The sequence below is a fragment of the Sandaracinobacteroides saxicola genome, from assembly GCF_014117445.1.
GTDB lineage: Bacteria > Pseudomonadota > Alphaproteobacteria > Sphingomonadales > Sphingomonadaceae > Sandaracinobacteroides_A > Sandaracinobacteroides_A saxicola.
In genome coordinates this window covers 3068405-3087918 of record NZ_CP059851.1, presented here as the reverse complement: position 1 = coordinate 3087918, position 19514 = coordinate 3068405, and the positions used below count along the sequence as shown (strand labels likewise).

Annotated in this window: 21 protein-coding genes; 14 read left to right on the top strand and 7 right to left on the bottom strand. The window is 69.3% G+C overall.

Annotation, left to right across the window (positions count from 1 at the left end):
* Positions 1-6: 6 nt before the first annotated feature.
* Both H3309_RS15495 and H3309_RS15490 read right to left on the bottom strand, forming a co-directional pair.
* Entirely contained in the window at positions 7-1617 is a 1611-nt protein-coding gene (locus H3309_RS15495) for a phytoene desaturase family protein (protein WP_182295810.1), read from the bottom strand.
* Positions 1614-2774 (bottom strand): aromatic ring-hydroxylating oxygenase subunit alpha, encoded by a 1161-nt coding sequence (locus H3309_RS15490; RefSeq protein WP_182295807.1) that lies wholly within the window; start codon positions 2772-2774, stop codon positions 1614-1616. The genes H3309_RS15495 and H3309_RS15490 overlap by 4 nt, the downstream gene beginning before the upstream one ends.
* A gap of 65 nt (positions 2775-2839) precedes the next feature.
* Here H3309_RS15490 and H3309_RS15485 point away from each other — a divergent pair, with 65 nt between their 5' ends.
* From H3309_RS15485 to H3309_RS15465, 5 genes are read left to right on the top strand one after another with little or no spacing between them, the layout of a single operon-like run.
* Positions 2840-3958: an acyltransferase family protein gene (locus tag H3309_RS15485; RefSeq protein WP_182295804.1), complete on the top strand. Its 1119-nt coding sequence runs from the start codon at positions 2840-2842 to the stop codon at positions 3956-3958.
* Positions 3955-5487 carry a cryptochrome/photolyase family protein gene (locus H3309_RS15480; protein ID WP_182295802.1) on the top strand — a complete coding sequence of 511 codons (1533 nt, stop codon included), beginning with the start codon at positions 3955-3957 and terminating at the stop codon, positions 5485-5487. Before H3309_RS15485 ends, H3309_RS15480 begins: the two co-directional genes overlap by 4 nt.
* Before the next feature lie 42 nt (positions 5488-5529).
* Positions 5530-6315: a DUF1295 domain-containing protein gene (locus H3309_RS15475; RefSeq protein WP_182295800.1), complete on the top strand. Its 786-nt coding sequence runs from the start codon at positions 5530-5532 to the stop codon at positions 6313-6315.
* A 4-nt stretch (positions 6316-6319) separates the two neighbouring features.
* Complete coding sequence (locus H3309_RS15470) at positions 6320-7876, top strand: long-chain-fatty-acid--CoA ligase (RefSeq protein ID WP_182295797.1); 1557 nt, start codon at positions 6320-6322, stop codon at positions 7874-7876.
* A 5-nt stretch (positions 7877-7881) separates the two neighbouring features.
* Positions 7882-8790 carry a DUF481 domain-containing protein gene (locus tag H3309_RS15465; protein WP_182295793.1) on the top strand — a complete coding sequence of 303 codons (909 nt, stop codon included), beginning with the start codon at positions 7882-7884 and terminating at the stop codon, positions 8788-8790.
* A 3-nt stretch (positions 8791-8793) separates the two neighbouring features.
* On the opposite strand, the gene radC is transcribed toward H3309_RS15465, so the two are convergent.
* On the bottom strand, positions 8794-9510 hold the full coding sequence (radC, locus tag H3309_RS15460; RefSeq protein WP_182295791.1) for a RadC family protein: 717 nt from the start codon (positions 9508-9510) through the stop codon (positions 8794-8796).
* A 64-nt stretch (positions 9511-9574) separates the two neighbouring features.
* On the bottom strand, positions 9575-10378 hold the full coding sequence (map, locus tag H3309_RS15455; protein WP_182295789.1) for a type I methionyl aminopeptidase: 804 nt from the start codon (positions 10376-10378) through the stop codon (positions 9575-9577).
* 42 nt (positions 10379-10420) lie between these two features.
* Between map and H3309_RS15450 the strand changes: the two genes are divergently transcribed.
* Genes H3309_RS15450 through H3309_RS15415 form a run of 8 tightly spaced genes read left to right on the top strand, consistent with a single transcriptional unit; the run spans position 10421 to position 17086 of the window.
* Positions 10421-11176 carry a competence/damage-inducible protein A gene (locus H3309_RS15450; protein ID WP_182295787.1) on the top strand — a complete coding sequence of 252 codons (756 nt, stop codon included), beginning with the start codon at positions 10421-10423 and terminating at the stop codon, positions 11174-11176.
* Positions 11173-11541 (top strand): lipopolysaccharide assembly protein LapA domain-containing protein, encoded by a 369-nt coding sequence (locus tag H3309_RS15445; protein WP_182295784.1) that lies wholly within the window; start codon positions 11173-11175, stop codon positions 11539-11541. The genes H3309_RS15450 and H3309_RS15445 overlap by 4 nt, the downstream gene beginning before the upstream one ends.
* 13 nt (positions 11542-11554) lie before the next feature.
* Positions 11555-12238, top strand: a complete 684-nt coding sequence (gene pyrF / locus H3309_RS15440; RefSeq protein ID WP_182295782.1) for an orotidine-5'-phosphate decarboxylase — start codon at positions 11555-11557, stop codon at positions 12236-12238.
* Positions 12235-12867, top strand: coding sequence for a phosphoribosylanthranilate isomerase (locus H3309_RS15435; RefSeq protein WP_182295779.1), 633 nt, complete (start codon positions 12235-12237; stop codon positions 12865-12867). Before pyrF ends, H3309_RS15435 begins: the two co-directional genes overlap by 4 nt.
* Positions 12860-14095, top strand: a complete 1236-nt coding sequence (gene trpB, locus H3309_RS15430; RefSeq protein WP_182295777.1) for a tryptophan synthase subunit beta — start codon at positions 12860-12862, stop codon at positions 14093-14095. Before H3309_RS15435 ends, trpB begins: the two co-directional genes overlap by 8 nt.
* Complete coding sequence (gene trpA, locus H3309_RS15425) at positions 14092-14922, top strand: tryptophan synthase subunit alpha (RefSeq protein WP_182295775.1); 831 nt, start codon at positions 14092-14094, stop codon at positions 14920-14922. Before trpB ends, trpA begins: the two co-directional genes overlap by 4 nt.
* On the top strand, positions 14919-15779 hold the full coding sequence (accD, locus tag H3309_RS15420; RefSeq protein WP_182295772.1) for an acetyl-CoA carboxylase, carboxyltransferase subunit beta: 861 nt from the start codon (positions 14919-14921) through the stop codon (positions 15777-15779). Before trpA ends, accD begins: the two co-directional genes overlap by 4 nt.
* Before the next feature lie 17 nt (positions 15780-15796).
* Complete coding sequence (locus tag H3309_RS15415) at positions 15797-17086, top strand: bifunctional folylpolyglutamate synthase/dihydrofolate synthase (protein WP_182295769.1); 1290 nt, start codon at positions 15797-15799, stop codon at positions 17084-17086.
* Positions 17087-17121: 35 nt separating this feature from the next.
* Here the strand turns inward: H3309_RS15415 and H3309_RS15410 are convergent, their stop codons facing one another.
* Entirely contained in the window at positions 17122-17427 is a 306-nt protein-coding gene (locus tag H3309_RS15410) for a BolA family protein (protein WP_182295767.1), read from the bottom strand.
* Between the two features lie 38 nt (positions 17428-17465).
* On the opposite strand from H3309_RS15410, the gene H3309_RS15405 reads away from it, so the two are divergent.
* Positions 17466-18041 carry a J domain-containing protein gene (locus H3309_RS15405; protein ID WP_182295765.1) on the top strand — a complete coding sequence of 192 codons (576 nt, stop codon included), beginning with the start codon at positions 17466-17468 and terminating at the stop codon, positions 18039-18041.
* On the opposite strand, the gene H3309_RS15400 is transcribed toward H3309_RS15405, so the two are convergent.
* Together H3309_RS15400 and H3309_RS15395 are read right to left on the bottom strand one after the other, a co-directional pair.
* The gene (locus tag H3309_RS15400; RefSeq protein WP_182295763.1) at positions 18038-18367 is read right to left on the bottom strand and encodes a hypothetical protein; all 330 of its coding nucleotides are present in this window, start codon (positions 18365-18367) and stop codon (positions 18038-18040) included. The genes H3309_RS15405 and H3309_RS15400 overlap by 4 nt on opposite strands.
* A gap of 13 nt (positions 18368-18380) precedes the next feature.
* Entirely contained in the window at positions 18381-19430 is a 1050-nt protein-coding gene (locus H3309_RS15395) for a hypothetical protein (RefSeq protein WP_182295761.1), read from the bottom strand.
* Positions 19431-19514 lie beyond the last annotated feature (84 nt).

The window sequence follows — 19514 nt, the reverse complement described above, 5'->3', positions numbered from 1 at the left end:
GCGTTGTCAGGCGCTGAGGAGGCGGCGGAGGTGGCCCAGCGGCTGGCGGTCGGCGAGGATTTCGTGGGCGGCGTTGTGGCCCGGGGCGCCGGTGACGCCGCCGCCGGGGTGGGTGCCGCTGCCGCACATGTAGAGGCCGGCGAGCGGCGTGCGGTAGTCGCCATAACCGAGGATCGGGCGGGCGGCCCAGAGCTGGTCGAGGCTCATGCGGCCGTGGAAGATGTCGCCGCCCACAAGGCCGAACTTGCGTTCGAGGTCGAGCGGCGAGTGGATCTGGCGGGCGATGACCGACGCCCTGAAATTGGGGGCGTGGGCGGTGACGCTGTCGATGATGTGGTCGGCGACCTTCTCCCGCACATCGTCCCAGCTTTGGCCGTTCGGCAGGTCGGGGGCGAATTGCTGGCAGAACAGGCTGGCGATGTGGGCATTGGGCGGGGCCAGGCTGGCGTCCACGGTGGAGGGGAGTTTCATCTCGATGATCGGTTTTTGGGACCAGCCGTGGATTTTGGCGTCGGTGAAGGCGCGGTCCATGTAATCGAGGCTGGGGGCGATGATGATGCCGGCGGTGTGGTGCTCGGCCTTGTCCTTGCCGGGGAGCACAGAGAAATCGGGGAGTTCGGAGAGGGCGACATTCATGCGGAAGGTGCCGCTGCCCGTGCGGTAGGTGCTCATGCGGCGGTTGAACTCGGCGGGCAGGTCGCTGCTGTCGATGAGCTGACGGTAGAGCAGGGCGGGGCCGACGTTGGCGACGATGAGGGGGGCGAACAGCTCCTGGCCGCCTTCGAGGCGGACGCCGACGGCCTTGCCGCCGTCGACGAGGAGTTTTTCGACCGGGGAATCGAGGCTGATCTCGACGCCGGCGAGCGTGCAGGCCTTCGCCATGGCGGCGGTGATGGCGCCCATGCCGCCGACGCTGTGGCCCCACATGCCCTTCTTGCCGTTCACCTCGCCGAAGACATGGTGGAGGAGCACATAGGCGGAGCCGGGCGTGTCGGGCGAGGCATAGTTGCCGACGACGGCATCAAAGCCGAAGGCGGCCTTCACGGCATCGGATTCATACCAGCCGTCGAGGAAGTCGCGCGCCGATTTGACAAACAGGTCGAGCACGTCGCGCTGGGCATCGAGCGGCAGGCCGGCGACGCGGCGGCCCTGCATGGCGGCGTTCAGCAGCGCGCGGACGCCGCCGCCGGCGTTGGGCGGGGTTTTCAGGCTGATGTCGCGCAGGACTTCGGCGACGCCTTCCAGTGCGGCCTCGTAGGCGGGGAAGGTTTCGGCGTCCTTGGTGCTGAAGCGGGCGAATTCGGCCTGGGTGCGCTGCGTTCCGCCGCCGAGTTTCAGATAGTCATTCTCGAGCGGGAAGAAGTTGGAGATGGTGCGTTCGATGATGCGGAAGCCGTGGTCGTGCAGCCGCATGTCGGCGATGACCTTGGGGCGCAGCAGGCTGACGGTGTAGCTGGCGGTCGAGTTGCGATAACCCGGGGCGAACTCCTCGGTGACGCAGGCGCCGCCGATGATGCCGCGGCGTTCGAGCACGCGCACTTTCAGCCCGGCGCGGGCGAGGTAGAAGGCACAGACGAGGCCGTTGTGGCCGCCGCCGATGATCAGAGCGTCGGTCATGCGAAGCCTTCGGGGTTCAGGAGTTCGGGGATGCGGGCACGTAGCCGCGCGTTGAAGTTGCGCAATGCAGGCTCGGTGGCGGCGAGCGGCCCGGGCGTGAAGAAGCGGCTGGCCATGCCGGCCTGGACGGACTCGATGAGCAGCTTGTCCTCCCGACCCACCAGGCGGTTGATGCGGTCGTTGAGGTAGCGCGCGGCGCGGGTTTCGCGGCGGCTGTCCGGCAGGCCGTAGGCAAGCGTGCGGATGAGCGAGGTGGTGGGGCCGGTGGGCCACCATTGCATCAGGCCGATCTGGTCGGGGTAGATTTCGATGGCGTTGTTCGGCCAGAGTTTGAGGTAGAGCCAGGCGCGCTGCCGTTCGGGGGGCAGGTGCGGCATGGCGGGCAGCAGGCGGGCGTAGGCGCGTTCGGACCAGCTGGCGCCCGCGCCGGGGCGTTCGAGGGGGCCGCCGAGGCGGTCGACGAAGGCCGCGCTGGTGAGGCTGTAATTGTGGCCGAACACGCGCTTCAGGCCGGGGTGCGCCGGGCGGATGTGGAGGGCATCGGAATAATTGTCGCCGACATTCTTCCAGTTGACGGCGACGGGGCGGAAGCTGGGCGGGCCGAGGGGCTGGAGGTCGGCGAGACGGTCGGGGGCGATTTCCGCGGCGAAGGGGGCGAGCATGGCGGTGACGGGCGGGGTGTCCGCATCCTGTTGGAGGCGGACGAACAGCAGGCCCTGCCAGTTTTCGAGCGGGAGGGGGACGAGGCCCTGGGTAGCGCGGTCGAGCGTGGGATAGTCGGCGCTGTCCGGCACGCCGGTGAGGCGGCCGTCGAGCGCATAGGCCCAGTGGTGGTAGGGGCATATGAGGCGTTTGGCGCAGCCGGCGGCGCCGGCGACGAGGCGGTGGCCGCGGTGGCGGCAGACGTTGGCGAAGGCGCGCAGCGTATCGTCCTCGCCGCGGACGACGAGGACGGATTCGCCGAGCAGCTCGACGGCGCGCCAGTCGCCGGGGTGGGGGATGTCGTTGGCGTGGCAGACAAATTGCGGCGCGGTGGCGAGGACGCGCGTGGTTTCGGCGGCGAGCAGGCGCGGGCAGGTATAGGCCCAGCCGGGGAGGCCCCAATCGGCGTTCGGATCGGCATGGGGATCGGTGGCGGGTTTGAGCTGCGTGGCCATGCGCCGTCTTTAGCCCTGAACGGAGGTGCTTGGCTATGGCGGGGGTTGCGCTTAACAGGGTGGCGATGCGGAGTTTCGAGGCCCGGCTGGCGGAATATTCGGGGTTCGGGCCGGGGTTCGATTTCGTGCGGCTGTTCCTCGCCTCGGGCGTGGTACTGTGGCACTGTTTCCCGCTGACGACGGGGACGCCGCAGCTGATCGAGGCGACGCCGCTGTGGTTCTTCCTGAGCGCGATGGTACCGCTGTTCTTTGTGGTGAGCGGTTACCTGGTGACGGCGAGTGCGAACCGGCTGGAGGTGGGGCCCTATCTGATGAACCGAGCGGCGCGGATCGTGCCGGCGTTGAGCATCGTGGTGGTGGTGAGCGCGTTGCTGCTCGGCCCGCTGGTGAGCAGTTTGCCTGTGGATCGTTATTTCACGGATGGAATGGTCGCGCGCTATCTGTTGAACATCATGGGCATTCCCGGCTTCCTGCTGCCGGGCGTGTTCGAGGCGAACCCGTTGAAGGGCGTGGTCAACGGCAGCCTGTGGACGGTGCCGCACGAGTTCCTGAGCTATGCCATGATGGCGGTGCTGATGCTGCTGGGGCTGGCAAAGCGCTGGTGGAGCGTGGGGGCGATTTTCGCCGGGCTGACGCTGCTGGCGTTTGCACGCGTGCTGCTGCCGGCGGGCACGCTGCCGGGGCCGCTGGATGCGGTGATCCAGAGCAATCATTTCGCGCAGGGGTCGAAGATCATTCCCTATTTCCTGCTCGGCGCGCTGATCTACCTGTTGCGGGATCGCATCCCCTATGATGGGCGGCTGGCGGCGCTGGCGATGATCTATCTGGTGGGAGTGGGGTTCGTGGTGCCGCCCGACGCGCGACATGAGCCGATGCTGTGGCTGCTGTCGGGGCCGCCGCTTGCCTATCTGGTGGTGTGGGCCGGGCTGACGCCGCTGCCGGCGCTCACCATCGCCGGGCGGGGCAACGACTACAGCTATGGCATCTATCTGTGGCATTTCCCGATCCTGCAGCTGCTGGTGATGGCGTTCGGGTTCACCCACTGGGGGATGCTGGCGCTGGTGGCGGTGCCGATCGTGCTCGCGGTGGCGATGCTGAGTTGGCATCTGGTGGAGAAGCCGGTGATGCGCTGGCGCAAACGCTATTCGCTGATGGGCGCGCATGTGGCGGCGGAGAGCCGATGAGCGGTCCGCTGATCCTGCCGGTGCTGGGGGATCAGCTGAGCCCGGGGCTGGCGAGCCTGCGCGGCGTGGCGAAGGATGACGTCGTGCTGCTGCTGGCGGAGGTGGCGGACGAGACGCGTTACGTGCCGCACCACAAGCAGAAGCTGGTACTGGTTTTATCGGCGATGCGGCATTTTGCCGATGAAATGCGCGGCGCGGGGTGGCGGGTGGATTATCGCGCGCTGGAGGATGCGGGCAACAGTGGCAGCCTGACCGGGGAGCTGGTGGCGGCGGTCGCGCGGCATGGCGCGCGCGGGGTGCGGGCGACCGCGGCGGGGGAGCATCGGGTGTGCGCGATGCAGGGCGAGTGGGCCGGGCGGCTGCCGGTGCCGGTGGAGATACTGCCGGATGACCGGTTCATCGTGAGCCGCGCGGCGTTCGATGGCTGGGCCAGGGGACGCAAGCTGTTCCGGATGGAGGATTTCTATCGCTGGCAGCGGCGCGAGACGGGCATCCTGATGGACGGCGATGCGCCGGTGGGCGGCAAGTGGAATTATGATGCGGAGAACCGGAAGAAGCCGCCGAAGGGAACCGACTTTCCGGTGCCGCCGCGCTTTGCGCCGGACGATGTGACGCGGGAGGTTGTTACCCTGGTGGAACGGCGTTTTGCCGATCATTTCGGCACGCTGGACGCGTTCAACTGGCCGGTGACTCGGGCGCAGGCGCTGGAGGCGCTGGATCATTTCATCGCGGCGCGACTGCCCTGGTTCGGGGATTATCAGGATGCCATGATCGGCGGCCAGCCGACGATGTTCCATGCCCTGGTGTCGACCAGCATCAACCTGGGGCTGCTCGATCCGCGGGAGGTGATCGACGTGGCGGTGGCGGCCTATGAGCGGGGGACGGCGCCGCTGAACGCGGTGGAGGGGTTCGTGCGGCAGATCCTGGGCTGGCGGGAATATGTGCGCGGCATCTATTTCCACGCCGGGCCGGACTATGTGCGGGAGAATGCGCTGGGCGCGACGCGCGACCTGCCGTGGATCTATTGGGGTGGCGACAGCGGCATGGCGTGTTTCGACGCGGCGTTCGCGCAGACGCGCGACCTGGCCTATGCGCACCATATCCAGCGGTTGATGGTGCTGGGCAATTTCGCGCTGCTGGCCGGGGTCGATCCGCACCAGCTGCATGAGTGGTTTCTGGTGGTCTATGCCGATGCCTATGAATGGGTGGAGGCGCCCAATGTGATCGGCATGAGCCAGTTCGCCGATGGCGGCCTGCTGGGGTCGAAGCCCTATGCCGCGGGCGGCGCCTACATCAACCGCATGGGCGACCATTGCCGGGGCTGCCGATATGACGTGAAGGCGAAGGCGGGGGAGACGGCGTGCCCGTTCAACTATCTCTATTGGGATTTCCTGGCGCGGCATGAGGAGCGGTTGTCGAAGAACCAGCGGCTGTGGACGGTCTATGACGGCTGGCGGCGGTTCAGCGCGGCGCGGCAGGCGGAGATACGGAGCGATGCGGCGCGGTTTCTGGCAACTCTTGGGGGTTGAGGCGGCTTTCCGGCCCGGCTAACGCAGGGGTGGGGAGAGGCGATGACGGGGTTTCTGCTGACCAATGCGGCGGTGGCCGCGATGCTGTTTGCGCTGCTGTGGCTGGTCAATCTGCGCACGCGCGATCCCAGTTTCATCGACGCCTTCTGGGCGCTGGGCATGGTGGCGATGGCGGTCAGCAGTTTCCTGCAGACCGAGGTGCTGAGCCCGCGCAACTGGCTGTTGACCTGGTTGTGCGCGCTGTGGGGGTTGCGGCTGGGGACGCATCTGCTGGCGCGGTGGCGGGTGGAGGGGATGGACCCGCGCTATAGGGCGATCGTTGGCACGACGATGGAGCGGCGCGGCTGGGGTTTCGGGCTGACGACGCTGCTGCAGCTGTTTGGATTGCAGGCCGTGCTGATGTTCCTGGTCAGCCTGCCGGTGCAGCTGGGGCAGTATCAGGCCTATGCCCCTATCGGCGTGCTGGGCTGGGCGGGGGTGGCGCTGTTCGCGCTGGGGTTCCTGTTCGAGACGGTGGGGGATGCGCAGCTGGCGCGGTTCAAGCGCGATCCGGCGAATGCGGGCAAGGTGATGGACCGGGGGCTGTGGCGGTTCACGCGGCATCCCAATTATTTCGGGGATTTCTGCGTCTGGTGGGGGCTGTGGCTGATTGCCTGCGGAGCGCCCTGGGGGTGGGTAAGCGTGGTGGGGCCGCTTTTCCTGAGTTTTACGCTGATGCGGTGGAGCGGCGTGCCGATGCTGGAGCGTAAGCTGAAGCGCTCGCGGCCCGGTTATGCCGCCTATGCGGCGCGGACCAATGCGTTTTTTCCGGGGTTGCCGAAAGGGTGATGGGATGCGGTTCAGCCTGTTGAGCGAGATGAGCGAGACCTGGGCGCGGGAGACGCCGGACAAGACCGCGATCGTCTTTGGCGAGGCGCGCTGGAGCTATGCCGAGTTGCACGCGCGGGTGCTGCGGACGGTGGCGGCGCTGCGCGCCTCGGGGATCGGGCCGGGGGACCGGGTGGGGCATCTGGGGCTGAACCATGCCGACTATGTGGTGCTGATGAATGCCTGCTTCCGGGTGGGCGCGGTGCTGGTGGCGATCAACTGGCGGCTGGTGGCGGCGGAAATCGCCTTCGTGCTGCGCGATGCCGGGGTGCGCCTGCTGGTGGCGGACAGCGAATTCGCAGGTTCGATTGCCGACGCGCGGGGAGAGGCGGCGATCGGGCGGCTGGTGCTGACCGATGCGGCGGACGAGACGCCGGCGTTCGGCGACTGGATCGCCGGGTTTGCGGCGGATGCGGAATGTCACGCCGCTTCGGTCGATGATGTGGCGTTGCAGCTTTACACCAGCGGCACGACCGGCTTTCCCAAGGGCGCGCTGCTGACGCATCGGTCGCTGGCGGGGACGGTGGCGAAAGGCGGGCTGACCGGCGAGAGCTGGAGCGAATGGAAGCCGGACGATGTCTGCCTGGTGGCGATGCCGCTCTATCATATCGGCGGCAGCGGCTGGAGCCTGCATGCGCTGGCGGCCGGCGCGACGGCGGTGATCCTGCCGCGGCCGGACATCGCGGCGATCATCGACGCGGTGGAGACGCACCGTGTGACGAAGATGTTCGCGGTGCCGGCGGTGTTGAACATGATCCTGTCGCACCCAAGGGGCGAGGGCGCGGACCTGGGGAGCGTGAAGGCGCTGCTCTATGGCGCCTCCCCCATCCCGCTGGATGTGTTGAAGCGCAGCATGGCGAAGTTTCCGAACGCCAGCTTCATCCAATGCTATGGCGCGACCGAGACCAGCGGCACGGTGGTGTATCTGCCGCCGGCCGACCATGACGTGAACGGCACGCCGCGCATGGCGGGGTGCGGCAAGCCGTTTCCGGGGAATGAGATCCGCATCGTGGACGAGGCGCTGAACCCGCTGCCGCCGCGCGCCGTGGGGGAGATCGCCATCCGCTCGGTAAGCACCATGCTGGGCTACCACAACAACCCGGCGGCGACGGCGAAGGCCATTCGTGACGGCTGGTACCTGTCCGGCGATGCCGGCTGGATGGACGAGGATGGCTATCTGTACATCCACGACCGGGTGAAGGACATGATCGTGTCGGGGGCGGAGAACATCTATCCGGCGGAGGTGGAGAATGCGCTGCACGGGCATCCGGCGGTGGCGGACTGCGCGGTCATCGGCGTGCCGGACGCGAAATGGGGGGAGGCGGTGAAGGCGATCGTGGTATTGCGGGGCGAGGCGACGGCGGAGGAGCTGATCGCGCACGCGCGGACGCGGATCGCGGCGTACAAGGTGCCGAAGAGCGTGGATTTTGTGGCCGAGCTGCCGCGCAACCCGAGCGGCAAGATTTTGAAGAAGGAGCTGCGCAAGGCCTGGTGGCCCGAGGGTGGCCGGATGGTGGGGTGAGCGGGATGCGGACGATGATGGTGCTGGCGGCGCTGGCGGCGATGCCGGTGCGGGCGGCGGAACCCATGCCACCGGCGGTGGCGGAACCGATGCCGCCGGCAGTCGCGGCGATGATCGAGGCGGCGGCGGGCGATGCGGCGGCGTTGAGGACGGTCGCCGAGGTGGCGAAGAAGGCCTATCCGGCGTCTGCCGCGGCGGTGGATGCGCGGGTGGCGGCGATCACCGAGGGCGCGAAGGCGGCGCGGCTGGCGGCGTTGCGCCAACAGGGGATGTTCGAGGGCTGGTCCGGCAGCGGCGAGCTGGGCTTTTCCACCAGCAGCGGCAACAGCAGCACGCGCAGCCTGGCCGCGGCGCTGACGCTGAACAAGGAGAGCGAGCATTGGCGCCATTCGCTGCGCGCGAGTTTCGACACGCAGCGCAACAATGGCGTGACCAGCGCGGAACGGTTCGGCGTGGGCTATGAGGGCAATTACAACATCAGCCCGCGGCTCTATGCGCTGCTGACGCTGCAGTTCGAGCGCAACCGTTTTGCCGGGTTCGACCATCGTTTCACCGAGTCGCTGGGGGTCGGCTATCGGCTGATCGATACGGCGACGCTCGACCTGGACGTGGAGGGCGGGCCGGCGCTGCGGCAGACGCGGCTGGTGACGGGGTTCAACGAGCGGCGCACGGCGGGGCGGGCGGCGGCGCGGTTGCGCTGGGCGATTGCGGACGGGCTGCTGTTCACCGAGGCGGCGACGGCGCTGTTCGAGACGACGACCAACACCTTCACCTCGGAAACGGCGCTGACGGCGAAGCTGACGGACAGCCTGTCGGCGCGGGCGAGCTTCAGCCTGATCAACGAGAGCGAACCGCTGCCGGGGCGGCGCGCAACCGACACCATTACGCGGCTGACGCTGGTTTATGGGTTTTGAGGGTCAGATGAGTCCCATGCCGCGCAGGCTGCTGTGGCCGGTGCGGGCGATGATGAGGTGGTCGTGGACGGCGATGTGGAGCGGTTTGCCGGCCTCGGCGATGGTGCGGGTCATGCTGATGTCCTCGCGGCTCGGCCCGGGGTCGCCGCTGGGGTGGTTGTGGACCAGGATGACCGCGGTGGCGCCGAGTTCGAGGGCGCGCTTGATAATCTCGCGCGGATAGACCGGCGCCTGGTTGACGGTGCCGTCGCCCATCGCCTCGTCCCGGATCAGGATGTTGCGGTTGTTGAGGAAGAGGACGCGGAACTCCTCGGTGAGGCTGTGCGCCAGCCGGGTGTGGAGATAGGCGAGCAGCGCCTCGGCATTGGCGAGGACGGGGCGGGCGAGGACGCTGCGCTGCGCGCTGCGCAGCGCGCAGGCGTGGACGAATTTCAGGGCGGCGGCGGCGCCTTCGCCCAGGCCATCGACGCGGGCGAGCTCGGCGGGGGCGGCGGCGAGAAGGGTGGGCAGATCGCCGAACTCGGCGAGCAGCTGTTTGGCGAGCGGTTTCGTGTCGCGGCGCGGGATGGCGAGGCCGAGGACATATTCGAGGAGTTCGTAATCGAGGAAGGCGTCGCCATCCGAGGAGAGCAGGCGTTGCCGCATCCGTTCGCGATGGCCGTTTTTTTGGCCGACTTCGTCGGAGTCGGTGCCGGCCCGCACCCCCACCCGGCCACCCATTCAGATCACGCCCGTTGGCTGGCCGGGTGGGGATACGGACCGGCACCGGACAGGCGCATCGCCCTCAGCCATAGGGCGGGTGGTTGAGGCCGGCCGGCGAGAGGGTGAAGATTTCGCAGCCGTCGTCGGTGATGCCGACGGAATGTTCGAACTGGGCGGACAGGCTGCGGTCGCGGGTGACGGCCGTCCAGCCGTCGTCGAGGATTTTCGATTCGGGGCGGCCGAGGTTGATCATCGGTTCGATGGTGAAGAACATGCCGGGTTCGAGGCGGACGCCCTTCCCGCGGTTGCCGGCGTGGACGACGTTGGGGGGCATGTGGAAGCGGCGGCCGAGGCCATGCCCGCAGAAGTCGCGCACCACGGAGCAGCGGTTTTTCTCCGCGAGCGACTGGATGGCGAAGCCGACGTCACCCAGGGTGGCGCCGGGTTTCGCCGCCTCGATCCCGCGCATCATGCATTCATAGGTGAGGTCGACGAGGCGCCGGGCCTTCAGCGGCACGTCGCCGACGAGATACATGCGGCTGGTGTCGCCGTGCCAGCCGTTCAGGATGACGGTGACGTCGATGTTGACGATGTCGCCGCTTTGCAGCGGTTTCGCGCCCGGGATGCCGTGGCAGACGACATGGTTGATGCTGGTGCACAGGCTGTGGCTGTAGCCGCGGTAGAAGAGGGTGGCCGGGATGCCGCCGTTCGCCAGGACATAATCATAGGCGAGACGGTCGAGCGTGGCGGTGGGCACGCCGGGGCGGACATGGGGCACGAGCATGTCGAGCACGCTGGCGGCGAGGCGGCCGGCGGCGCGCATCCCTTCGAAGCCGGCGGCGTCGTGGAGGGTGATGGCGCGGTCGTCGAGGTCGGCGTCGGACATAAGATGGTGGATTTAGGCGCTTGCGCCGACTAGGGCAAGCGGATGGCTGACCCCGAACGCGTCTGGACCGCTGCGCTGATCGTGATCGGCGACGAGATCCTGTCCGGGCGGACGCAGGACGCGAACCTGGCCTATCTGGCGAAATGGCTGAACATGCAGGGCATCCGGCTGCGCGAGGCGCGGGTGGTGGCGGACGACATGGCGGCGATCGGCGACGCGGTGACGGCGATGCTGGCGTGCCACGATTATGTGTTCACCACGGGCGGCATCGGGCCGACGCATGACGACATCACGGTGGATGCCGTGGCGGCGGCGCTGGGGGTGCCGGTGGTGCTGCACCCGGAGGCGGAGGCGATTTTGCGGGCGCATTATGGCGACCGGCTGACCGACGCGCGCCTGCGGATGGCGCGGGTGCCGCAAGGGGCGACGCTGCTGGTCAATCCGGAGACGAGCGCGCCGGGCATCCGGGTGGGCAATCTGTTCATCATGGCGGGCGTGCCGAAGATCACGCAGGGCATGCTGGCGGGGCTGGTGGGCAAGCTGGAGGGCGGGCGGCCGCTGCTGTCGCGCACGGTCGGGGCCTGGGTGCCGGAGAGCCAGGTGGCCGAGCTGCTGGCGCGGACCGAGAAGGCGCATGAGGGCGTGCAGATCGGCAGCTATCCCTTCTGGCGCGAGCGGCGCGTGGGGGCGAATTTCGTGTTGCGTGGCGTCAGCGGCGACGCGCTGGCGGCGGCGAGCGCCGACCTGCTGGCGGGGCTGCGGGCGATGGCGCTGGAACCGGTGGAGGGCGAATTATGAACCTGGTTCGGACGATCCTCATCGTGACGGTGGTGGTGCTGCTGACGCTGTTCGCGGTGGCGAACGACGTGCATGTGGCGCTGAATTTCGGCGTGGCGAGCTATGACGTGTGGCTGCCGCTGGTGATCCTGGTGAGCTTTCTGGCGGGGTTGCTGCCGGTGTGGCTGTCGGCGTCGGCGCAGCGGCTGCTGCTGAACCGCCGGGTGACGAAGTTGCAGGCGGCGCTGGACAAGAGCGAGGCGTCGCTGTCGCAGGCGAAGGTGGAGCTGCTGCGGCCGCCGGTGGCGGCGGGTGCGCCGGTGACGGCGCCGAAGGCGGAGCTGCCACAGGCGCTGCACCTGCCGACGCCACCCGCCGGCGCATGACGGGCGGCGCAGGGTGAACCCGATCCATGTGGCGCTGGACACGCCCGATGTCGATCGGGCGGAAGCGCTGGGGCGGATGGTGCGCGGCCATGTCGGCGGGCTGAAGCTGGGGCTGGAGTTTTTCATGGCGCATGGCGCCGCGGGGGTGCGGCGGATCGCGGCGCTGGGGCTGCCGATCTTTCTGGACGTGAAACTGCACGACATTCCGAACACGGTGGCGGGTGCGTTGCGGGCGCTGGCGCCGCTGGAGCTGGGACTCGTGAATGTCCATGCCGGCGGCGGCGCGGCGATGCTGGCGGCGGCGCGGGCGGCGTGCCCGGCGACCACGAAGCTGATCGCGGTGACGGTGCTGACCAGCCTGGACGATGATGATCTGGGGGCGATGGGGGTGGGCGATGGCGCCGCCGCGCAGGTGACGCGGCTGGCGGCGCTGGCGCGCGCGGAGGGGTTGGACGGGGTGGTCTGCTCGCCGCACGAGGTGGCGGGGTTGAAGGCGGGCTGGGCGGACGGCGCTTTCGTGGTGCCGGGGGTTCGCCCGGCCGGGGCCGATGTGGGGGATCAGAAGCGTGTGATGACCCCGCGCGCGGCGTTGGAGGCCGGGGCGAGCGTGCTGGTGATCGGGCGGCCGATTACGGGCGCGGTCGATCCGGCGGCGGCGGCGGCGGCGATTGCGGAATCGCTGGGGTTGGGGCTGTGAGGGTGGACGTGAAAATCTGCGGGCTGCGGGATGCGGCGATGCTGGACGTGGCGGTGGGGGCGGGGGCGAGCCATGTGGGGTTCGTCTGCTTTGCGCCCTCCCCGCGGCATCTGGGGCCCGACGCGCTGGCGGGGCTGGCGGCGACGGCGCCGCGTGCCTGCACGCGGGTGGCGGTGGTGGTGGATGCGGATGATGCGCTGCTGGCGGCGGTGGCGCCGGCGGTCGATGTGTTGCAGCTGCACGGGCGGGAGATACCGGCGCGGGTGGCGGACGTGCGGGCGCGGTTCGGCAAGCCGGTGTGGAAAGCGGCGGGGGTGCGGACGGCGGCGGATGTGCGGGCGCTGGTGCGGGACTTTGCCGGTGCCGATGCGCTGTTGTTCGATGCGAAGGCGCCGGAGGAGGCGCCGATGCCGGGCGGAAACGGGCTCAGGTTCGACTGGCGCGCATTGGCTGAAGTGGCCTTGCCGTCGCGCTGGGTGCTGTCCGGCGGGTTGGACGCGGCGACGGTGGCGGACGCGGTACGGCTGACGGGCGCGCGGGCGGTTGACGTGTCGAGCGGCGTGGAGGATGCACCGGGCGTGAAATCGGCGGCGAAAATCAGGGACTTTGTGAAGGCGGCGCATGGGTAGCGGGACGTTGGACGCGGTTGTTGGCTGGACCGGCTCGTTGCGGGCCGGGCCGGACCGCCACGGGCATTTCGGGGCGTTCGGCGGGCGCTATGTGGCGGAAACGCTGATGCCGCTGATCCTGGAGCTGGAGCGGGAATATCGGGCGGCGCAGGCCGATCCGGCGTTCCGGGCCGAGCTGGCATGGTTGAACACGCATTATATCGGCCGGCCCAGCCCGCTCTATTGGGCGGAGAAATTGTCGCGCACGCTGGGGGGCGCGCAGGTCTGGCTGAAGCGCGATGAGCTGAACCACACGGGCGCGCACAAGATCAACAATTGCATCGGGCAGATCCTGCTGGCGAAGCGGATGGGGAAGACGCGGATCATCGCCGAGACCGGCGCCGGGCAGCATGGCGTGGCGACGGCGACGGTGGCGGCACGGTTCGGCCTGCCCTGCACCATCTTCATGGGGGCGCGCGATGTCGAGCGGCAGTCCCCCAACGTGTTCCGCATGAAGCTGCTGGGGGCCGAAGTCCGCCCGGTGGTGAGTGGTTCGCAGACGCTGAAGGATGCGATGAACGAGGCGCTGCGCGACTGGGTGACGAACGTGCACGACACTTTCTACATCATCGGCACCGCGGCGGGGCCGCACCCCTATCCGGAACTGGTGCGCGATTTCCAGAGCGTGATCGGGACGGAAGCGCGGGCACAGATGCTGGAGATGACCGGCGCGCTGCCCGACATGGCGGTGGCGGCGGTGGGGGGTGGCAGCAATGCCATCGGGCTGTTCCATCCTTTCCTGGACGATCCCGTCGAGCTGGTGGGGGTGGAGGCGGCAGGCCATGGCGTGGACAGCGGCGCCCATGCGGCGAGCCTGACCGGTGGGCGGCCGGGTGTGCTGCACGGCAACAAGACCTATCTGTTGCAGGACGAGGACGGCCAGATCAGCGATGCGCATTCGATCAGCGCGGGGCTGGATTATCCGGGCATCGGCCCGGAGCACAGCTGGCTGCATTCGATCGGCCGGGTGCGGTATGAGAGCGTGACCGATGACGAGGCGCTGGCGGCGTTCAAGCTGCTGTGTCGGGAGGAAGGCATCATTCCGGCGCTGGAGCCGGCGCATGCGCTGGCCTGTGTGGCGCGGCTGGCGCCGGGGATGCGGCGCGATCAGACCATCTTGATGAACCTGTGCGGGCGGGGGGACAAGGATATCTTCACCGTGGCGGACGCGCTGGGGGTGGAACTGTGAGCGACCGGCTTTCGGCGCGGTTCGCGGCGACGCGGGCGGGCGGGCGGGCGGCGCTGGTGACGTTCGTGACGGCGGGGGATCCGACGCCGGACCTGAGCCCGCGCATCCTGCACGCGCTGGTGGCGGGCGGGGCGGATGTGATCGAGGTGGGGATGCCGTTCACCGATCCCATGGCCGATGGACCGGCGATCCAGGCGGGCAATCTGCGGGCGCTGGGGGCGGGGATGACGCTCAGGCGGCTGCTGGCGATGGTGCGGGAGTTTCGCAGCATCGACGATGCGACGCCGCTGGTGCTGATGGGTTATGCCAATCCGATCCTGGCCTATGGCGGCGCAGCCTTCGCCCGCGATGCGGCGGCGGCGGGGCTGGACGGGGTGATCGTGGTGGACCTGCCGCCGGAGGAGGATGGCGAGCTGCTGCCCGACCTTCGTGCGCACGGCCTGCACATGGTGCGGCTGGCGACGCCGACGACCGACGCCGCGCGGCTGCCGGCGGTGGTGGCGGGCGCGTCGGGCTTTCTTTATTATGTGGCGGTGGCCGGCGTGACCGGTGCGAACAGCGCGGACGTGGGCGATATCGCTGATGCGATGGCGCGCATCCGGACGGCGACCGACCTGCCGATCGCGGTGGGGTTCGGCATCCGCACGCCGGCGGACGCGGCGGCGATGGCGCGGCATGCCGATGGCGTGGTGGTGGGCTCGGCCATCGTCAACCTGATCGGTGCGGGCGCCGCGGCCCGCGCCAACGACATTCCCGAGCAGGTGACGGCGTTCGTGCGCAGCCTGGCGGACGCCGTCCACGGGGCGCGGCAGGAGGAAGCGGCATGAGCTGGTTGAACCGGGGGCGCGCGCGGATCACCGCGATGCTGGAGCGGCGGGACACGCCGGACAATCTGTGGACCAAGTGCAAGAATTGCGGGACGATGCTCTATAGCCGCGATTTCGCGGCGAACCTGTATGTCTGCACCGCCTGCAACCATCATGAGCGGGTGGGGGCGGCGATCAGGTTTGCTCTGACGTTCGATGATGGCGTGTTCGAGCGCATTACCGTTGCGGCGAGCACGGCGGACGATCCGCTGAAGTTCCGTGACCAGAAACGCTATCCGGAGCGGCTGAAGGCGGCGCGGGCGGCGACGCAGGAGGGTGACGCGCTGGCGCTGGCGACCGGCCGTGTCGGCGGCGTGAAGGCGGTGGTGGGGGTTCAGGATTTCGCCTTCATGGGCGGATCGATGGGGATCGGCGTGGGCGATGCCTTCGTGGCGGGGGCGAAGGCGGCGCTGGCGGGGAAGATGCCGTTCGTGATGTTCACCGCCGCCGGCGGCGCGCGGATGCAGGAGGGCATCCTGAGCCTGATGCAGATGCCGCGGGCGACGGTGGCGATTTCGATGCTGCGGGAAGCGAAGCTGCCCTATGTGGTGGTGCTGACCGATCCGACAACGGGGGGCGTGACGGCGAGCTATGCCATGCTGGGGGATGTGCAGATCGCGGAACCCGGCGCGCTGATCGGCTTTGCCGGGGCGCGGGTGATCGAATCGACCATTCGTGAGAAGCTGCCCGAGGGGTTCCAGCGGGCGGAATATCTGCTGGCGCATGGCATGCTGGACATGGTGGTGCCGCGCGCCGAACTGGCCGCGGTGCTGGGGCGGACGCTGGGGATGCTGATGAAACAGCCCGTGGCTGCGTGAACCAGCCGGGGGGCGTGATGGATTTTGCACGATCTGACGACCCGGTGCTGGACCGGCTGCTGCGGGCGGCGGGGTCGTTGCATGTGCAGGGGGTGGACCTGACGCTCAGCCGGATCGAGCGGTTGCTGGGGCGGATCGGCTCGCCGCAGCTGAAGATGCCGCCGGTGTTCCATGTCGCTGGCACCAACGGCAAGGGCAGCAGCTGCGCCTTCCTGCGGGCGGGGCTGGAGGCGGCGGGGCACAAGGTGCATGTCTATACCAGCCCGCACCTGTGCCGGGTGAACGAGCGGGTGCGGCTGGCGGGCGTGCTGGCGGGCGACCAGGATCTGCGCGACGCGCTGACCGATGTGCTGCGCTTCAACGCCGACCAGCCGCTGAGCTTCTTCGAGGCGTTCACGGTGGCGGCCTTCCTGTTGTTCGCGGCGACGCCGGCGGATGCGGTGGTGCTGGAGGTGGGGCTGGGGGGGCGGCTGGACGCGACCAATGTGATCCCGGCGCCGGCGGTGACGGGGATCGCGCAGCTGGCGATGGACCATGTTGCCATCCTGGGGCCGACGATCCGGCACATCGCCGCGGAGAAGGCCGGGATCGCCAAGAAGGGCGTGCCGCTGGTGACGCAGAAATATGCGGCGGCCGTGGCGGCGAAGGTGACCGAGGTGGCGATGCTGGCCGGCTCGCCCGTCATGGCGCGTGGCGTGGCGTGGGATGCCGCCGTCTATCAGGGGCAGTTTCATCTGAAGGATGGCCAGGGCACGCTGACGGCGCCGCTGCCGCGACTGGCCGGCGCGCACCAGGTGGACAATGCCGCGCTGGCGCTGGCGATGCTGCGGGCGCAGAGCGCGCTGCCGGTGCCGGAAAGCGCGCAGCGGGCGGCGCTGACCTGGGCGGAGTGGCCGGCGCGGGTGCAGCGGCTGGCCCCCGGTCCGCTGGTGCCGGCGGGCGCGGAGGTGTGGCTGGACGGCGGGCACAACCCGGCGGCGGGGAAGGCGATCGCGGCACATTTCGGCGCGGTGAAGCCGGTGCTGATCCTGGGGATGCTGGCGAACAAGGATGCCGACGGCTTCATCCGCGCCTTCGCCGGGCGGGTGGGCGAGGTGATCGCGGTGCCGATCCCGGGGCATGACAGCCATGATCCCGAGGTGCTGGCGGGCTGGGCGCGGGTGTCGATGCTGCCGGCGCGGACCGCGGCGGGGCTGGGGGAGGCGGTGGCGACGGCACTATCGGTTACGGCGGGGCCGGTGCTGATCGCCGGGTCCCTGCACCTGGCGGGGCTGGCGCTGAGCCTGAACGGGCAGCAGCCGGTGTGAAGTTGGCGTTCTGGCGAGATCATCCTTCGACAGGCTCAGGATGAGCGGGTTTCCTCGGGCGATCGGGCGATGATGGCCAGCGCGTGGACGCGCTCTTTCAGCAGCGTGGCAAGCGCCGTGTTGACGGCGCGCTGGCGGGCGAGGCGGGATTGGCCGATGAAGGCGGCGCTGGTGATGCGGACGGTGAAGTGGCTTTCGCCGCGCGGGTCGTGCCCGGCGTGGCCGGCATGGTGGGCGCTGTCGTCGATGACGTCGAGCGCCAGCGGGTCGAGCGCGGCCATGAGGCGGGCGTGGATTTCGCGGGCGACGGGGCCGGCGGGCATCTTCTGGTCTGGGGTCATGGCGGCTATATAGCGGGGATGAACGGGAACGACAGGGTGTGAGCACGCCGCGGGGACGATATCGGGGCGCGTTCGAGGGCGAGCGGCGGTGCGCGCATCCGGGGTGCGGGGAACCGGGCGAGTATCGCGCGCCGGTGCGGCGGCCGGGGAGCGCGCTGCTGCCGGCGGGGATGCCGCCGGAGTGGCAATATCTGTGCCTGGCGCATGTGCGCGAATTCAACGCGGCCTGGAATTATTTCGATGGCATGACGCCGGAGGAGATCCATGTCGCGCAGTCGCCCTATCCGCACTGGGAAGGGGCGGCGCGGGCCTTTGCCACCAACGCCACCGGGCCGGACCGGATTTCGGATGCGCTGGGCATCCTGAACTGGCGGCGGGGGGAGGGGCGGCGTGCCACGCCGGCGGGCCGGGTGCTGAGCGCGGCGGAGCGGCGGGCGCTGGGGACGCTGGGGCTGGGCGACGGCGCGACGCTGGCGGAGATCAAGGCGCGCTATCGGGAGCGGGTGCGGCGCTTCCATCCGGACAGCAATGGCGGCGACCGGGGGCAGGAGGACAAGCTGCGCGCGGCGGTGGAGGCGCATGACCTGCTGGTGGCGTCAGGCGCCTTTGCCTAATCCAGCAGGGCGGTGAGGGCATCGCTGGCGGCGTCCACCTGGTCGATGGCGTCGCGGCGCTGGTCTCGGGCATTTTCGCCGGCCAGCACGCGCCTCATGCGGCGGGTGGCTTCGACCAGTTTTTCCTCGACGGCGGCGAGGGCTTCGGGTGGCTTCGCCTCGACAATGGCGCGGGCGAGCAGGAGATGGTCGGCGGCGAGCGGGTCGGCGAGCAGTTCGTTGAGCGCGATGCGTTCCGGGAGCGCGAAGGCGGCGTTGTTGACGGCGCGGTTGACCGCCTGGAAAAGGGCGCCGCGGGCGGTGTTCAGCGTGTCGAAGTCGGCCATGGCGGGGGATTCCTTAGGGCAGCACGGGGACGAGGGTGGCGATGCGGGAGAGCAGCGTGCCGAGGCGGGAGAGGGTGGCCTCGATGATCGCCTTGCGCTGGGCGGGGGTGTAATTGTGGTTCGCGAGTTCGAGCAGCTCGTTCTGGGCCTGCTTGACGCCGAGCAGCATGGTGGCGACCTCGCCGCGGATGGCGGCCGGGCTGTCGCTGCCGGGGCAAAAGGCCGGGAGGCGGAACTGGGCGCGGTTCACCCAGCCCTGCGCTACCTCCTTGCGGGCGGCCGGGTCGAGCGAGGCGAGTTTCGGCGACCAGTTGAGGGCGTAGCTGTTGGCGTCGATCTGGCGCCGTTCGAGGGCGGCGCAGGCCCAGGCGTCGGCGCTGTCGGCCAGGGTGTCGATGGCGCCGCCGATCGGGACCTGGGCGGATTTGATGGCGCGTTCGAGGGCAGAGACGTCATTTGCCTGTTTGGCGATCAGCTCGAACTGGCCGGCGATGGAGGCGAGCGCGGTGGCGAATTTTTCGACCGGGCCGCCGTTGGCGAACTCGGCGATCGGTTCGCCCCCGAGCGCGGTTTTCAGGCTGGAGAGGCCCTGGCCCAGGCCCTTGACGGCGTTGGCGGTCGACTGGATGTCGGCGGCGGCGGTGAGGCTGGGGTCGTCGGCATGTTTGGCGAGGAAGCTGACATAGTCGACGAGGAGGCCGAGGGCGCGGAACTGGGCGGCGAAGGTTTCGCGGCTGGCGAGGGGCAGGCGTTCGGTTTTGACGGGGCCGGTGAGGGCGGCTTTCTCCGCCTCGGAGAGGCAGTAGCCGGCGCCGGCGGGGGTGGCGCCGGGCGTGTTGAGGCGGCGGGGCACGATGTCCAGCGCGAGGCCGCAATCGGGGTTGCGGGCGAGGAAGTCGGCGGTCTGCTGGTTGAGGCGGATGATGGTTTCATCATATTGCCGTTCGGCGGCGGCAACTGCGGTGCGGGCCTGGGTGTTGAAGGTGATGACGGCGGGTTTGAGGACGACATCGCGGGCGCAGCCGGCGAGCAGCAGCGGCAGGGCAAGAAGCAGGACGCGCATGGCATACCCCCGTTCGCCGGAACCTTGGCACGGTCAGGTTAACGCAATTTATCGTGGGATTCCAGTGCGTGAGGGGAATGTTTC

Bases quoted from the DNA above. Each gene is read 5' to 3' on its own strand.
- H3309_RS15400 (WP_182295763.1), bottom strand. From the start codon at position 18,367: ATGGCCGACTTCGACACGCTGAACACCGCCCGCGGCGCCCTTTTCCAG.
- H3309_RS15450 (WP_182295787.1), top strand. From the start codon at position 10,421: ATGGCTGACCCCGAACGCGTCTGGACCGCTGCGCTGATCGTGATCGGC.
- trpB (WP_182295777.1), top strand. From the start codon at position 12,860: ATGGGTAGCGGGACGTTGGACGCGGTTGTTGGCTGGACCGGCTCGTTG.
- map (WP_182295789.1), bottom strand. From the start codon at position 10,378: ATGTCCGACGCCGACCTCGACGACCGCGCCATCACCCTCCACGACGCC.
- H3309_RS15485 (WP_182295804.1), top strand. From the start codon at position 2,840: ATGCGGAGTTTCGAGGCCCGGCTGGCGGAATATTCGGGGTTCGGGCCG.
- H3309_RS15465 (WP_182295793.1), top strand. From the start codon at position 7,882: ATGCGGACGATGATGGTGCTGGCGGCGCTGGCGGCGATGCCGGTGCGG.
- H3309_RS15415 (WP_182295769.1), top strand. From the start codon at position 15,797: ATGGATTTTGCACGATCTGACGACCCGGTGCTGGACCGGCTGCTGCGG.
- H3309_RS15445 (WP_182295784.1), top strand. From the start codon at position 11,173: ATGAACCTGGTTCGGACGATCCTCATCGTGACGGTGGTGGTGCTGCTG.
- H3309_RS15395 (WP_182295761.1), bottom strand. From the start codon at position 19,430: ATGCGCGTCCTGCTTCTTGCCCTGCCGCTGCTGCTCGCCGGCTGCGCC.
- H3309_RS15475 (WP_182295800.1), top strand. From the start codon at position 5,530: ATGACGGGGTTTCTGCTGACCAATGCGGCGGTGGCCGCGATGCTGTTT.
- radC (WP_182295791.1), bottom strand. From the start codon at position 9,510: ATGGGTGGCCGGGTGGGGGTGCGGGCCGGCACCGACTCCGACGAAGTC.
- H3309_RS15495 (WP_182295810.1), bottom strand. From the start codon at position 1,617: ATGACCGACGCTCTGATCATCGGCGGCGGCCACAACGGCCTCGTCTGT.
- H3309_RS15410 (WP_182295767.1), bottom strand. From the start codon at position 17,427: ATGACCCCAGACCAGAAGATGCCCGCCGGCCCCGTCGCCCGCGAAATC.
- H3309_RS15470 (WP_182295797.1), top strand. From the start codon at position 6,320: ATGCGGTTCAGCCTGTTGAGCGAGATGAGCGAGACCTGGGCGCGGGAG.
- accD (WP_182295772.1), top strand. From the start codon at position 14,919: ATGAGCTGGTTGAACCGGGGGCGCGCGCGGATCACCGCGATGCTGGAG.
- H3309_RS15490 (WP_182295807.1), bottom strand. From the start codon at position 2,774: ATGGCCACGCAGCTCAAACCCGCCACCGATCCCCATGCCGATCCGAAC.
- H3309_RS15480 (WP_182295802.1), top strand. From the start codon at position 3,955: ATGAGCGGTCCGCTGATCCTGCCGGTGCTGGGGGATCAGCTGAGCCCG.